Here is a 14,242-nt window from a genome sequence, read left to right on the forward strand (position 1 = left end):
ACACCAGCGCTATCGAATACACGTTCGATCAAGGCTGCCGCGACCATGTTAGGCCGGGGGTACGACAAAACCGATTTGGAGTCTCCCCCACGGCCGGTGATCTACCCGTACCCTGGTCGCTATCAGCTCATCGTGAGCGCGACGTCGCTCAACGAAGTCGGGGTTACGACACATGACTGGACCACGCGTATCGCAACAAACCGCCACGCCACACGATTCCCTGCCAGAGCCGAGGAAGGACCTCTCCGCGACTGAGTACGCCGAGCTCGGCATAGCCGCTGCCAGGCAGATGACCGTGCTGCTGACGGGTGTCGTCGAGGGGCTCGACGACATCGCGATGAGGCGGCCAAGCCTGCTGCCCGGCTGGACGAGGGCACACGTCGTGACCCATCTGGCGCGCAACGCCGACGCGCTGGTGAACCTGCTCACGTGGGCACGGACCGGGGTGGAGCACCCGATGTACACGAGCAGGGCGGACCGCGACGCGGACATCGAAGAAGGCGCCCACCGGATGACCAGCCTGTTGCGGGAGGACCTGACCGCGGCGGTGGAGAGATTTTTCGAAGCTGTCACTCATATGGATGACATTTCGTGGGGCAAGCCGGTCGTCCTGGCCACGGGCAGGCAGATCCCGGCGTGCACGGTGCCGTGGATGCGCTGGCAGGAGACTGCGGTGCACATGGTCGACCTGGACGCCGGAATCGGTTTCGGCGACCTGCCGGACGGGCACGTCGAGCGCCTGCTGGACCTGGTGGTCGGCGAGTTCGCCAAACGCCCGGACGTGCCGCCGGTCCGGCTGCGGGTGGACCTGGCCGACGGCCGTCAGCGCGACTGGGAGTTGGCGGCGGCGAAGGACTCGCCGGACGTCGGCGGGCCGGCGCCGACCGTGTTGGCCTGGCTGATCGGCCGAGGCGACGGGACAGGGCTGGCGGGTGATCTGCCGAGCTTGCCCGCGTGGCTCTGAGTCAGCAGGCGGTGCACGGGCCGCTCGACGAGCTTGGTGAGCAGCCAGCCGAGCACGACGGCGAGCGCGAACGACGCGGCGAACCGTTCGAGCGGCGTGGCACCGAGATCCAGCAGAGTGCGGGCGACGATGAACCCGAGTTGCTGGTGGATGAGGTACACGCCGAACGAGATGCCGGCCAGCCACGTGATGGCGGGCGCGAGCCTGCGCACGAACGGGACGTCCCAGTCACGCCCACCCGCCGCGATGCAGACGACGAGGAGAACGACGCCCAACGCGATGGTGGAAGGCGTATCGGTGAAGTACGCATGCGTGTCCTGCGCGACCAACGCGGCAAGGATGTAGACGCCCAGGTGCCAGACGCGCATGCGACCGGTCGACCACAACCAGATGGCGACACCGACGCCGAATAGCTGGACACGGTTGAGCGCGAGACCGTCGAAGATGGACTTGACCCACTGCGGCGCGTCGTCGGTGCGCACGGTGAACCGCAGGACAACGGGGACGATCACCAGCGACCACAGCCAAAGCGGCGCGTTGCGGGCGTTGAGCCACCTGCGGGGGAAGAGCAGAGCGGCGACCACGAACGCGGCGATCTGGACGGGCATCGTCCAATAAGAAGCGTCGATCCAGTGGATGCCGGGGACCCAGACCTGCATCATCAGCAGATTGCCGAGAAGGTCGTGCGGGCTCGGCAGAAGCCAAGGAACAGCGGAAGGCGCGCTGGCCACGGAAGCGCCGAAAAGCCAACCACCGGCTCCGTAGGCATGCCTGTCGAAAACGGTCACGGCGATACGAGTGACGACATACGTGACGATCACGGCAGCGAAGTACGTCGGAACCAATCTCGCCACACGGTTCCAAAGCCACCCACGACGCCCGATGGTGACGCACACGAAGAAAGCGGAAACGACCAGCATGGTGCTGGCACCGAACTGAAGCGGTAAAGAGAAGGGATATCCGCCCAGCTCAGGGTGGTTGACCGGGGCCTGGTGGGTGATGTGCTCGACGACGACGGCGAAAACGGCGAGGACGCGGAGGATGTCCCAGCTGATCTTGCGCGTGGAGGAGGTCTCGGGCACGGAAGGTGGAGTAGTCACGAGCTCGCAGTGATCGGCGGACAAGGACGGTGGCGTGACCGGAGCGTAATGAAGCAACCTGTGAGGACACTGAGCAGGTCCTCTACTGTCGGCGACCGTGGACGTTGTCGAGAACTACACGGGTCATGTGGATCCAGGCGGCGCGGCCGCCAGGCGGACCCTAGAGAAGCTGACAATAAACAAACTCTCCGTCGGGCCAATGGACAACAACGCGTACCTCCTGGTGTGCAACGCCAGCAGAGACGCGTTGCTGATCGACGCGGCGAACGATCCGGAACGGATCGAAGACCTCATCGGACACGACAGCAACCGGCCACGGTTGCGCACGATCGTGACAACTCACCAACACCCCGACCACTGGCAAGCCCTCGGCGCCGTGGCAGGCGCCAATGGCGCGAACACAGTGGCCCACGCCCTGGATGCCGACCCGCTACCAGTACCCCCGGACGTACTCGTCAAACATGGGGACACGATCTCGGTCGGCGAGTGCACCCTCGAGGTGATCCACCTGCGCGGCCACACCCCAGGCTCAATCGCCCTGCTCTACCGGGACCCCGCAGGCCACCCACACCTGTGGACCGGCGACTCGCTGTTCCCCGGTGGCGTGGGAAAGACCACTTCGCCCGAGAACTTCGCCTCGTTGGTCAACGACGTGGAGTCGCGGCTGTTCGACGTACTCCCGGACGACACCTGGTTCTACCCAGGCCACGGCGACGACTCGACGCTGGGCGAACAGAAGCCCCACATCGCCGAATGGCGTTCCCGCGGCTGGTGACACGTTCAACTGGGGCCGCCTGACATGTAGGCGGCCCCACCCGGCCATCAGCCGTCGTATCGCTTCGTAACGACGAAGGCAGTACCTGCAAGCGCTTCTCCAGCAGAGGTCTTCGCCCACGCGGCCAGGACGTCTGATTTCCCATTGCTTCGGTTCAGCAGTTCGACGATCTCCGCAAGTGCCGGCGGCTCAGCCCGCGCACAGTCGAGAATTGACTCGCCCTTGGAGCTGCTCATGCCCTCGCTCTGCGGACCGTCCGGAACCCATCGGCATATCTCCACATTCCAGTCAGTCCGATTCCACTTGCCGTCAGGCATCGGCGCCTGAAAGTTGAGGAAGTACCGGTCGCCATCTTCATCGTACGGATCGTCACTGATCTCGAACCCATCGAGGAGCAACTGCACTTCACTATTAGCGCACCGCAGGAACGCGTCCAAGAGCAATCTCGGGTCCGCGACAGTCACGGGAATACTGCTTCAGCCGAAACCACCACAGGCGGGTTGGCAAGCAACGAAAAAGCTCAGTGGACGAGACGGTGGCGCAGGCGCTGTCCAACGCTCCATGCCTCGGGGGAAATTCAGCGGTGGCTCAGGTTCGATCCCAAGCTCCTTGCGCCCACCCATAGTACAGAGAGGTTCCAGCTAGTCCGACAATCATTGCGCATTCAGCGAGTCACTCAGCGACTATGACATCCTGCGGCACCATGTAGCACCCGGTGCCACACCTCAGTTAGACTGGTTCCATGTCTGCTCAGCCTGAGATCACGCAGCGAGATCTCCGCAATAGGTCGAAGGAGATCATGGACGCCGTCGAAAGTGGACGGTCGTTCACTGTCACCCGCGACGGCCACGAGATCGGTGAACTGATCCCGCTGCGCCGACGTCGACGGTTCGTCTCACGAGCCGAGTTCGTCGCCATGTCTCGCAACGCAGCACACGTCGACATCGACGCCTTCCGTGCCGACCAAGAAGCCGCACTGGACCAGGAGCCCCGAGACCCCTATGAGCAGTAGCTCGCACGAGCAGGGCCTGCTCGACACCAACATCTTGATCCTGCGCCGCTGGATAGACCCTGCCGAACTGCCCAACGAGATGGCCATCAGCGCGATTACCCTCGCGGAACTCTCAGCGGGCCCGCACGAGGTACGCCGCAACGACGAACAAGACGCCTACAACGAGCACGTAGAACGTGCCCGCAGGCTCGATGTACTGCAGCGTGCCGAAAGTGAGTTCGACCCCGTCCCCTTCGACGCCGAGGCAGCCAGGATCTACGGACGAGTATCCGCTGCGGTGATCGCCAGCGGACGCAAACCACGACGCAGGATGGTCGACCTCATGATCGCCGCCACCGCGATCGCCGAAGACCTCCCCTTGTTCACCACCAACCCAGACGACTTCAAAGGGCTTCACGACTTGTTGACTGTCGTAGCGGTCACACGGCCGGCGGTCCCTCACCAGTCGCCATGACCGTGTCGCACCAACATGTTCCGCTGACGCGATACTCTGTTCCCCGGTGGCGTGGGAAAGACCACTTCGCCCGAGAACTTCACCTCGTTGGTCAACGACGTGGAGTCGCGGCTGTTCGACGTACTCCCGGACGACACCTGGTTCTACCCAGGCACGGCGACGACTCGACGCTGGGCGAACACGCCGAATGGCGTTCCCGCGGCTGGTGAGCTGAAGACTTGTGCTGAGCGAGGCCGTCAACCCGAGCGGCCTCGCTCAGCACACATTTGTCACAGAGCCTGATCTCGCACCGTTGACCTGAGCGGTCGACTGAAGTCGCCAGATTGCCGCTCGCTGCGCTGAGACCCGGGCCTTCTTGTGCCGCGTTACGGAACGTTACAGATGCCTTTACGGGTCGAGGACGAACCAGCAGGCTACAAGTGTTGGCGCGCAACCGACCTCAGGAAGGCGAGCTATGGCCACAGAAGGAGCCACAACAGTACGGACTTATCCCTTCAACGTCGCCGATCGCCTCACAGTCGACCCCATGTACGCGTACGTGCGAGAACACGAGCCGTTGTGCCGGGTGCGTCTGAAATACGGTGAAGACGCGTGGCTCGTCACCCGTCACCAGGATGTCCGGACCGTGTACGCCGATCCCCGGTTCAGTCGCGCCGCCGGTATCGGCCGGGACGAGCCTCGGCTCTCCGAGTACATCGCGCCGCGCGGAATGATGGACATGGACCCGCCGCACCTGACCCGGTTACGCAAGCTGGTCACGGGCGCGTTCACGCCACGGCGGATCGAACGGTTACGGACAAGGACATTGACGGTCGCCAGCGAACTCGTCGACAAGATCGTCGAGAAGGGCCCTGCTGCCGACCTTGTCGCGGACTTCGGCGAGCAGCTGCCGATGATCATGATCTGCGAGATGCTCGGCGTGCCCGTGGCGGATCGAGGAGAGTTCCAGGTCCTTTCGGCTGCCTTGGTCTCGGGCACCTGGATGGACGGCGACCAGCGAGCCGCGTCCATCGCCAAGTTGATGGAGTACTTCGCAGGTCTGGTGCACCAGCGCCGCAGGGAGCCGACCGACGACCTGCTCGGTGCTTTGGTCGCGGCGCGGGACGAGGAGGGCCGGCTCACCGAGGAGGAGCTGCTGTTCCTCGCCGCCGGGCTGCACGGTGCCGGGTTCGAGACGACGACAACCCAGATTCCGAACTTCGTCTACACCCTGCTCACGCACCCCGACCAGCTTTCCTTGCTGCTGTCGCGGCGCGAGCTGATGTCGTCCGCGGTCGAAGAGATGATGCGGTTCGTCTCGTTGTTCGCCGGAGCGGCGATCCCTCGCTGGGCGTTGGAGGACATCGAACTGTCAGGCGGCACAGTCCCGGCGGGTTCCGCCGTATTCGCATCCGTGGCTGCGGCCAACAACGATCCGCGCGTTTTCCAGGATCCCGAACGACTGGACATCACTCGGCAGCCAAATCCGCACATGGGGTTCGGCTACGGCATTCACCACTGTCTCGGTGCACAGCTCGCCCGGCTGGAGCTGGCTGTGGCGTTGAGCGTGTTGCTCGATCGCCTGCCCGGGCTGGAGTTCGCGATCCCGGAAGAGGACTTGTCCTGGCGTACCGACAGCGCACTTCGTGGGCTGGTTTCCTTGCCTGTGAACTTCACCTGAACCGGAACGGGGCTGCCTCGCGCAGGTAGCCCCGTCGGTGTGCTACAGTTAGCAACGGTCTTAGGTTTTTTGTTCGTGTTTTCAGTACGCGCTCGCGAAACCTTTGTTTGCGGGCAATGCGTATTTCCTCCGGTTTGACCGGAGAAGGTTCCCGTCGCAGACAGGCCCGGTTCGCCGTATCAATGGCGTGCCGTATCCGCTGTACAAGGAGAAAACATGGCAGAAGGCACCGTGAAGTGGTTCAACTCCGAGAAGGGCTTCGGCTTCATCGCCCCCGAGGACGGTAGCGCCGACGTGTTCGTGCACTACTCGGAGATCCAGGGCGGCGGCTTCAAGTCGCTCGAGGAGAACCAGCGCGTGCGCTTCGACGTCGGCCAGGGCCAGAAGGGCCCCCAGGCCACCAGCGTCACCCTGATCTGACCAAGGATCAAACAGGCAGGCCCCGCCACACGGCGGGGCCTGCCTGCGTTTGACGCAGAGGTCCGTGGTCAGGCGACGAGGCGTAGCCAGGCCGCCGCGAGCGCGGCATGACCGGCTGGCGTCGGGTGTACGCCGTCCACGGCCCAATACTCAGGCCCGGTCGTAGCGGCGAGCTCGGCGAACATGCCGTCGGCAGCGAGCAGGTGTGCGCCGTATTTGCGCGCGAGTTCGCGCATGGCCTGGATTTTCGGATCCAGGTCAGCACGCCACTCCTTCCGCACCTCTTCACCGACGTGCACATCGCCGACCTCTACGAGGCCGCGGATCGGCAGGAGGAACGGCTCGATGAGGATCAGCTCCGCGCCCGTCTCGGCGAGGGGTGCGAGCAGGCGGTCGTAACCTGCCGCATAGTCCTCCGCTGGGATCACGTAGCCGTCTGGGTCGTATGTGTGCCAGCCCATGTCGTTGCCGCCGACGAGGATTGACACCACGTCTGGGCGTGTGTCGAGTACGTCCACCTGCCAGCGGGTTTCGAGGTCCATCACCTTGTCTCCGGCGACCCCGGTGTTCAGCCACGTCACCGGGCGGTCCGGATGCCGCAGGCCCCACTCGCCCGCGATGCGCAGCGGGTAGCCGAACCCGAGGCCGTCTTCGCTTTCCAGCCGTTGGCAGTCGGTGACCGAATCGCCAGCGAACACCACAGTGCTCCCCGGTCGCAGAGTGATCGTCATGCTTTGAACTGCCGAGCCACGGCCTGCTCCAAGGCCTTTCGATCGAAATCATGATCGCCCGCCCACGCGACGATGCCGTCTGGCCGGACGAGCACGGCGCCCAGTCCGAGGTCGGTCGTCGCTGCGGCCGCGTAACGCAGCCCGCCCGGCAACGAATCACGCAAACGGCGGTCGGTGCTGAAATCCAGCACGATGCCTCGTCCGTCCTGCATCTGCTCGCCGAGGCGAGTGCCGTCCGCGAGCTGGAAGTCCGGGACGCTTCGGCCGACCAACGGATCCTCGCTGCCGAGGTCGTAGCGGATCGATGATCCCGACAATTTCTCGAACACATAGGTCGTTCCGTCACGGGTCCCGAGCAGGTCGCGGATCAGTCCCTGGACCGCTTGGCTATGTGGGTCCGGTCGCATCGCCGCGGCCTGGGCGCGCGTCCAGTCGAGCACCCAGGCCCCGATTGGATGGCGCTCGCTGGTGTAGGTGTCGAGAAGCCCGTCTGGCGCATGTCCGTGCACAGTCGCCGCGAGCTTCCACCCCAGGTTCATGGCGTCGCCGAGACCGGTGTTGAGTCCCTGTCCTCCCATGGGCGAGTGGATGTGCGCGGCGTCGGCCGCGAGCAGGACGCGTCCCTGCCGGTAGGTCGTCGTCTGCATCGCCCGGTCGGTGAAGGTCGAGACGAGACGCACTTCGCTCAACGTCACGTCAGTGCCGGACACGCGGCGCAGCACCGCCTGGAGGTGGTCACGGGTCGGCTGCTGCGAACGGTCGAAGGCACCGCAGTCGAAGTCCATCACGCCGATGTGCCCCTCCGCGGTCATCTGGACGTACATGCCCGTCGGCGTCAGGTTGATCCCAGGGCTCAGCTTCTCGGGATCTGCGATGGTGACGAGGCCGACGTAACCGGTGAACTGCGGCTCGGTGCCGACGAAGTCGAAGCCCGCGAGCCCACGCACCGCGCTGCGTCCGCCATCGCAACCGACGAGCCAGCGCGCCGAGTACTCGTGCTCGCCAGCGTGCACGACCACGCTCTCGTCGTCCTGTTCGAGGGCTGAGACCGTGACGCCGCGCCTGATCTCCACGCCCAGCTTGACTGCCCGCTCGGACAGCACTGTCTCGACTGCTTCGAGGGTTGTCATCACGCCTTCCGTTGCCGGGCTGGGAAGCCGGGCCGCCCACGCGGCAACGTCGACCTTGGCCGGGTCGAGCACCATTCCGGCGAAGTGGCCCACGCCACGAGGGGGTGCCGGCTCGTCCGCGCTGGGATAGTCATCGACACCCGACGCCTCCAGCAGCGAGTGCAGCATCCCGCGACGGTAGAACGCCTCGACCGACGCGAGGGACAGGCCCCGCATCCCGAGTGGATCCGCCCGCCACGGTGAGCCGGGCTCCGGCTCCCGCTCAAGAACCAGGACAGAACAGCCCGCGAGACCAAGCTCGCAGGCAAGGAACAAACCAACAGGGCCAGCGCCCACGATCACTACGTCATGCATGTAGCGAGGCTGACGCGAGCCGCTCACACGGGGCGCACACGACGCTGACACGGGATCTGCGCGAAGATCGAAGGATGGACGGGGGTGCGCGGCTTCGCGTCACGCTGCTCGGCGAGTTTCAAGCGTCGCGTGGTGGCGCCGCGCTAACCGTTGCGGGTGCACGGTTGCAGGGTCTGCTCGCACGGCTGGCGCTCGCTGGCGGACGCGCGGTCGAGCAGAGCGCCCTCATCGACGCGATCTGGGCTGAGGACCCGCCGACCGGACCCGCACACGCCCTGCAGGCCCTCGTCTCGCGGCTGCGCCGGACCCTCGGCTCAGCCAGCGACATCACGCAGGTCGCGGGCGGTTACCGGCTGGAGGTGGACGCGGCCGACGTCGACGCGCTGCGGTTCGAGCAACTCGCCGCCGCAGGCCGTGAGCGCCTGCGCGCTGGCGACACCATTGCCGCAGCGGCAGTCCTCGGCGAGGCCGTGGCGCTGTGGGGCGACCGTCCCGGCACCGAGCCCACGGTCGTCGCCGCGGTAGCGCCCGCCGCAGCGACCCGTCTGGCCCATGTCTCGGTTGAGGCCGTCGTCGACCTCGCCGACGCCGAGTTGTCGCTGGGCCGTGCCGACGCGGCCAGCGCGCGCTTGACGGCGTTGCTCGCCGAGCACCCTGTCCACGAGCGGGCGGTTGCGCTGCTCATGGACGCACTCGCCGCCCAGGGGCGCCAAGCCGAGGCCCTGGCGCTGTACGAGCGAGTCCGGACAACCCTGGCCGACAACCTCGGCACGGACCCAGGCGCTGCTCTGCGCGAACGCCACCTGAGCCTGCTGCGCGCCGAGCAGCCCGCACCGCAGGCCAGCCCGAGTAACCTGCCGGCGCCGCTGACCAGCTTCATCGGGCGTGACGACGATCTCGCCCGGATCGGCACTCTGCTGGCGGCCGGGCGTCTGGTCACCGTGCTGGGTCCCGGCGGCGCCGGCAAGACCCGGCTCGCTGTCGAGGCGGCCCGCAACCACCGTCACGAGTATCCCGACGGCGCCTGGATGATCGACCTCGCTTCGGTCACCGAATCCGACAAGGTCGGCGCAGCCGTGCTCGCCGGGATCGGGCTGCGCGGCGGCCCGATGTTCGAGGCCAGGGCCCAGGGCGCCGAGCTGGACACACTTGTCGACCACCTCGGCAGCCGGGAAAGCCTGCTGCTGGTCGACAACTGCGAGCACCTGATCGACGCCGTGGCCCATCTGGTCGCGGCGCTGCTGTCCCGATGCCCCACGCTGCGCGTGCTCGCTACCAGCCGTGAGCCCTTGGCGGTTGACGGCGAGACGTTGGTGCCACTCGGCCCGCTCACGCTGCCCGGCCTGGATGACGGCGTGGAGCAGGCTCTGCAGACAGCGTCAGTACGCCTGTTCACCGAGCGGGCCGCGGCCGTGCGCCCCGGCTTTGCCGTCGACAAGACGACGCTGCCCCAGGTCCGGCAGGTGGTCCGCAGCCTGGACGGGATGCCGCTGGCCCTTGAACTGGCCGCGGCTCGGCTTCGTACGTTGTCGCTGCCCGAGCTGGCCGACGGGCTCTCCGACCGGTTCAGGCTGCTCACCACCGGCAGCCGCACCGCGCTTCCCCGGCACCGGACGCTGCGCGCGGTCATCGCCTGGAGCTGGCAACTGTTGAGCGACCAAGAGCGTACGGTCGCGGAACGCGTGTCGATCCTGCCCGGTGGCGTCACAACCGCCTCGGCAACCGCTGTGTGCGCGGGCACTGCAGTGCGAGCCGCAGAGATCCCCGAGCTGCTCGCCAGCCTGGTCGATCGGTCGCTGCTGCAGCTCGCCGCCGACCCGGGCCGCTACCGCATGCTGGAGACGCTGCGCGAGTACGGAACCGAGCGCCTGGCCGAGACGGGCGACCTCGGCACCGTCCGTGACCTGGCCGCTGGCTACTTCGTCGAACTGATCGCCCGGTATGACTCGCAGCTGCGCGGACCTGGTCAGTTGACCGCTATCCGAGGCATCACCGCCGAGTACGACAACGCGCTAGCCGCCCTGCGTCGTCGGTGCGATGTCGGCGATGCCACCGGCGCGGTCACTCTCGCCCTGAACCTGACGTGGTACTGGTTGATATTCGGCCGACACCGCGACGCGGCCTACTGGTTGGGCGAGGCACTGGCGGTGCCCGGCGGTGAGCCGACGCTCGACCGTGACTCCGCCCGCGCGATCTACCTGCTCAACCGGGGCGACACCCAGCCAGGGCTGACCGCCGGGCAGACCATGGACGACCAGGCAGAGATACGCGAGCTGGCCGACCGGCTGCTCACGTGGCCGTCGTCGCTGCCAGGACGGGCCAGCGCGCTCACCGCGCTCCCACTCGCGATCCTGCAGCAGGAGCAGGCCGCCCTCGTGATCATCGATCACCTGGCCGACGGCGACGACGTCTGGCTGTCCGGGCTGGCCCACATGTTCCGGGTGCAGATCGCCGAGAACGAGGGCGATCTCGACAAGGTGCGCACAGACGTGGAGGCGGCACTGGCCTGCTTCCGGCAGGCAGGCGACCGCTGGGGCCAGGCCGCCGTCCTGCCGATGCGCGCCCAGCTGCGCAAGTACGACGACCTCGACGGCGCGCTGGCCGACCTGCGCGAGGCCCGGTCGCTGGCGGGCGAGTTCGGTTCGCTCAGCCTCGGCGACGATGTGTTCATCGACCTGCGCTGGATCGACCTGTACCTGCGAAGCGGCGACACCGACCGGGCGATCGCGATGATCGGGTCGGCACGGGAGCGGACGCTGCGCGCGAGCTCGCCGGAAATGCTGTTGCTGGTCGAGGCGTGGGAGGCCGTCATCTGGATGCGGCTCGGCGACCTGGAGAGGGCGCGGAAACTGCTCGACGACGCTGAACGGGGTCTGCACGGCGACACCACGTTCCCCGGCGACCACGCGCGGACACTGATCGGCAGCACACGGGCCACGCTATGCCTGGAGCTCGGTGACCTGACCGGCGCGCACGAGGCGCTCGCGAAGGCGTACGCGGCGGCGCTGAAGACCCGGGACCTGCCGATTCTGTCGCTGGTGGCGGTGAACGCGGCCGCGCTCGTCGAGGCGCACGGAAGACATCACGAGGCCGCCGTCCTGCTCGGCGCCGCCTCCCGGCTGCGCGGCGCTCACGACCACACCGACCGGCAGGTTCGCGAGCTCACCCGTCGAGGACAGGCCGCGTTGGGCGAGGATGTCTTCGCCACGGCGTACGGCAAGGGTTGGGCGCTGGACAGAAAGACAGCCGTGACCGAAGTCGCCCCTGCCCGGCTACGCCAGCACTGCTGAGGACGAAAGCACCTATCGAGCGGATCGACGCGGAGGAGAACTGACGATGGCCAAGTACCTGCTGCTCAAGCATTACCGGGGCGCGCCCGCGGCGGTCAACGACGTGCCGATGGACCAGTGGACGCCGGAGGAGGTCTCGGCGCACGTGCAGTACATGCGCCACTTCGCGGCCAAGCTCCAGCAGACCGGCGAGTTCGTCGACAGCCAGGCGCTGGCGCCCGAGGGCACGTTCGTCCGGTACGACGGCGAGGGCCGCCCGCCGGTCACCGACGGCCCGTTCGCCGAGACCAAGGACCTCATCGCCGGATGGATGGTGATCGACGTCGACAGCTACGAGCGCGCGGTCGAGCTGGCCGGGGAACTGTCGGCTGCCCCTGGGGCGGGCGGAAAACCGATCCACGAGTGGCTCGAACTGCGCCCGTTCTACGGCCCGGCGCACGACATCATCACGGGATGACTTCCCAGATGGACGAGGTACTGCTGCGGAGCCTCACGCCGAAGGTGCTCGCGATCATCGTCCGCCGCGGAGCCGACTTCGCGGCAGCCGAAGACGCCGTGCAGGAGGCGCTGGTCAAGGCGGTCCGTGTCTGGCCAGATGACCCGCCGCGGGACCCTAAGGGGTGGCTGATCACCGTGGCCTGGCGTCAGTTCCTTGACGCGACCCGCGCGGACGCCGCCCGCCGCCGACGTGAGGATCTCGTCGACGAGGAGCCAGCGCCCGAGCCCGCGCCTTCGGTGGACGACACACTCCAGCTCTACTTCCTCTGCGCCCATCCGTCGCTGACGCCGTCGTCCGCGGTCGCGCTCACGCTGCGAGCCGTCGGCGGACTGACCACCCGCCAAATCGCCCAGGCCTATTTGGTGCCCGAAGCGACCATGGCGCAGCGCATCACCCGCGCCAAGCGCACAGTGTCAGGAGTGCGGTTCGACCAGCCCGGCGACGTCGCCACCGTGCTACGCGTCCTGTACTTGGTCTTCAACGAGGGCTACTCCGGCGACGTGGACCTCGCCGCCGAGGCCATCCGGCTGACCCGGCAACTCGCGGCCGCGATCGACCATCCCGAGGTGGCGGGGCTGCTTGCCCTCATGCTGCTCCACCACGCCCGACGCGCTACCCGGACGGCACCCGACGGCAGCCTGATACCGCTCGCCGAACAGGACCGCAGCCGGTGGGACACAGCGTCGATCGCCGAGGGCGTCGAGATCCTGCAGGCGGCGCTGGCCCGCGACCAACTGGGCGAGTTCCAGGCCCAGGCGGCAATCGCGGCACTGCACGCAGACGCGCCCACCGCGGCGGAAACGGACTGGGAGCAGATCGTCGAGTGGTACGACGAACTCGTGCGTCTCACCGACAGCCCAATCGCCCGGCTCAACCGCGCAGTCGCCGTCGGCGAGGCCGAGGGACCGCGTGCCGGACTAGCGGCGCTCGCGGCGTTGGACGACTCGCTGCCGCGTCACGCCGCAGTGGCGGCATACCTCCACGAGCGCGACGGTGACCTCGCCACAGCGGCACGGTTGTACGCCGAGGCGGCCAACAAGGCACCCAACCTCGCCGAGCGCGACCACCTCGCGCGCCAGGCCGCCCGGCTCAACGCCCCCGTACGCCGCTGACGGTCGACTGTGGACAACCCTGTGGACAACTTCGCCTACGTCGGACGAAGACCGATAAAGTCGTTTGCGTGCAGGGTGATCGCGTCGTGGAGATCTACACGGATGGAGCGTGCATCGGGAACCCCGGGCCGGGCGGTTGGGGTGCCGTGTTGAGGTACGGGCGCCACGAGAAAGAACTGTATGGCAGCGAATCTGGCACGACGACGAACAACCGCATGGAACTGATGGCTCCCATTCAGGCGCTTCAGGCGTTGACGCGTCCGTCGGTGGTGCGGATCTACACCGACAGCACCTACGTGAAAGACGGCATCACCTCGTGGTTGCCGAAGTGGAAGGCCAATGGATGGCGGACCAGCGCGAAACAGCCGGTGAAGAACGTCGACCTCTGGCAGCAACTTGAGGAAGCAGCTGCGGCCCATGAAGTGCAGTGGTTCTGGGTCAAGGGGCACGCGGGTCACCCGGAGAATGAGCGAGCGGACCAGTTGGCGGTTCGCGGTGCGCAGGAAGCATCCGGAACAGGCGCAGTAATCCCAAAACAACGAACCAAGCAGACCCAACGCTGTCAGGCGACAACTCGTGCAGGCGCACCGTGTCAGACGAACGCGGGACCGTCCGGCCTATGCCATGTACACGACCCCGCGCTCCAATGTGGTGCCATGCAGGCGAACGGAAAGCGGTGCACGGTTGCCAGCGGTGGTGGGCGTTGCGTGCATCACCGCGGCGACGCTGATGTCGATCAAG

General features: G+C 66.9%; 12 protein-coding genes and 3 pseudogenes. 11 read left to right on the plus strand and 4 right to left on the minus strand.

Features of this window, described 5'->3' with window-relative positions; translation table 11 throughout:
- Positions 1–289: 289 nt before the first annotated feature.
- Positions 290–850, plus strand: a pseudogene (locus tag B9C43_RS58535) (maleylpyruvate isomerase family mycothiol-dependent enzyme); the annotation flags it as partial.
- Here B9C43_RS58535 and B9C43_RS58540 read toward each other — a convergent pair.
- On the minus strand, positions 823–2,046 hold the full coding sequence (locus B9C43_RS58540) for an acyltransferase family protein (RefSeq protein ID WP_160096594.1): 1,224 nt from the start codon (positions 2,044–2,046) through the stop codon (positions 823–825). The pseudogene B9C43_RS58535 and the gene B9C43_RS58540 sit on opposite strands and share 28 nt — an antisense overlap.
- Positions 2,047–2,161: 115 nt before the next feature.
- Here B9C43_RS58540 and B9C43_RS19770 point away from each other — a divergent pair, with 115 nt between their 5' ends.
- Positions 2,162–2,839, plus strand: a complete 678-nt coding sequence (locus tag B9C43_RS19770; RefSeq protein WP_084428429.1) for an MBL fold metallo-hydrolase — start codon at positions 2,162–2,164, stop codon at positions 2,837–2,839.
- Between the two features lie 47 nt (positions 2,840–2,886).
- Here B9C43_RS19770 and B9C43_RS19775 read toward each other — a convergent pair whose 3' ends face one another.
- Positions 2,887–3,303, minus strand: a complete 417-nt coding sequence (locus B9C43_RS19775; RefSeq protein ID WP_200825615.1) for a hypothetical protein — start codon at positions 3,301–3,303, stop codon at positions 2,887–2,889.
- Between the two features lie 278 nt (positions 3,304–3,581).
- Here B9C43_RS19775 and B9C43_RS19780 point away from each other — a divergent pair, with 278 nt between their 5' ends.
- The 5 genes and pseudogenes from B9C43_RS19780 to B9C43_RS19800 all read left to right on the plus strand — a co-directional run bounded on the left by B9C43_RS19780 (position 3,582) and on the right by B9C43_RS19800 (position 6,385).
- Positions 3,582–3,851 carry a type II toxin-antitoxin system Phd/YefM family antitoxin gene (locus B9C43_RS19780; RefSeq protein WP_054294253.1) on the plus strand — a complete coding sequence of 90 codons (270 nt, stop codon included), beginning with the start codon at positions 3,582–3,584 and terminating at the stop codon, positions 3,849–3,851.
- Positions 3,841–4,305 (plus strand): type II toxin-antitoxin system VapC family toxin, encoded by a 465-nt coding sequence (locus B9C43_RS19785; RefSeq protein WP_084428430.1) that lies wholly within the window; start codon positions 3,841–3,843, stop codon positions 4,303–4,305. Before B9C43_RS19780 ends, B9C43_RS19785 begins: the two co-directional genes overlap by 11 nt.
- Positions 4,306–4,335: 30 nt before the next feature.
- Positions 4,336–4,514, plus strand: a pseudogene (locus tag B9C43_RS19790) (MBL fold metallo-hydrolase); the annotation flags it as partial.
- Positions 4,515–4,759: 245 nt separating this feature from the next.
- Positions 4,760–5,965, plus strand: a complete 1,206-nt coding sequence (locus tag B9C43_RS19795) for a cytochrome P450 (RefSeq protein ID WP_033390713.1) — start codon at positions 4,760–4,762, stop codon at positions 5,963–5,965.
- A gap of 216 nt (positions 5,966–6,181) precedes the next feature.
- A complete protein-coding gene (locus B9C43_RS19800) occupies positions 6,182–6,385 on the plus strand; it encodes a cold-shock protein (RefSeq protein ID WP_033390714.1) in 204 nt (67 codons plus the stop codon).
- Positions 6,386–6,453: 68 nt separating this feature from the next.
- Here the strand turns inward: B9C43_RS19800 and B9C43_RS19805 are convergent, their stop codons facing one another.
- A complete protein-coding gene (locus B9C43_RS19805) occupies positions 6,454–7,116 on the minus strand; it encodes an SGNH/GDSL hydrolase family protein (protein WP_084428431.1) in 663 nt (220 codons plus the stop codon).
- Entirely contained in the window at positions 7,113–8,600 is a 1,488-nt protein-coding gene (locus B9C43_RS19810) for an FAD-dependent oxidoreductase (RefSeq protein WP_084428432.1), read from the minus strand. The genes B9C43_RS19805 and B9C43_RS19810 overlap by 4 nt, the downstream gene beginning before the upstream one ends.
- 74 nt (positions 8,601–8,674) lie before the next feature.
- On the opposite strand from B9C43_RS19810, the gene B9C43_RS19815 reads away from it, so the two are divergent.
- From B9C43_RS19815 to rnhA, 4 genes and pseudogenes are all read left to right on the plus strand, one after another.
- Complete coding sequence (locus B9C43_RS19815; RefSeq protein ID WP_084428433.1) at positions 8,675–11,890, plus strand: AfsR/SARP family transcriptional regulator; 3,216 nt, start codon at positions 8,675–8,677, stop codon at positions 11,888–11,890.
- A gap of 46 nt (positions 11,891–11,936) precedes the next feature.
- Positions 11,937–12,347, plus strand: a complete 411-nt coding sequence (locus B9C43_RS19820) for a YciI family protein (protein WP_084428434.1) — start codon at positions 11,937–11,939, stop codon at positions 12,345–12,347.
- Between the two features lie 8 nt (positions 12,348–12,355).
- Positions 12,356–13,501: an RNA polymerase sigma factor gene (locus B9C43_RS19825; RefSeq protein WP_084428435.1), complete on the plus strand. Its 1,146-nt coding sequence runs from the start codon at positions 12,356–12,358 to the stop codon at positions 13,499–13,501.
- 68 nt (positions 13,502–13,569) lie between these two features.
- Positions 13,570–14,022: pseudogene (gene rnhA / locus B9C43_RS19830) on the plus strand (ribonuclease HI); the annotation flags it as partial.
- Positions 14,023–14,242 lie beyond the last annotated feature (220 nt).

This window comes from Kibdelosporangium aridum, assembly GCF_900176515.1.
GTDB classification, from domain to species: domain Bacteria; phylum Actinomycetota; class Actinomycetes; order Mycobacteriales; family Pseudonocardiaceae; genus Kibdelosporangium; species Kibdelosporangium aridum.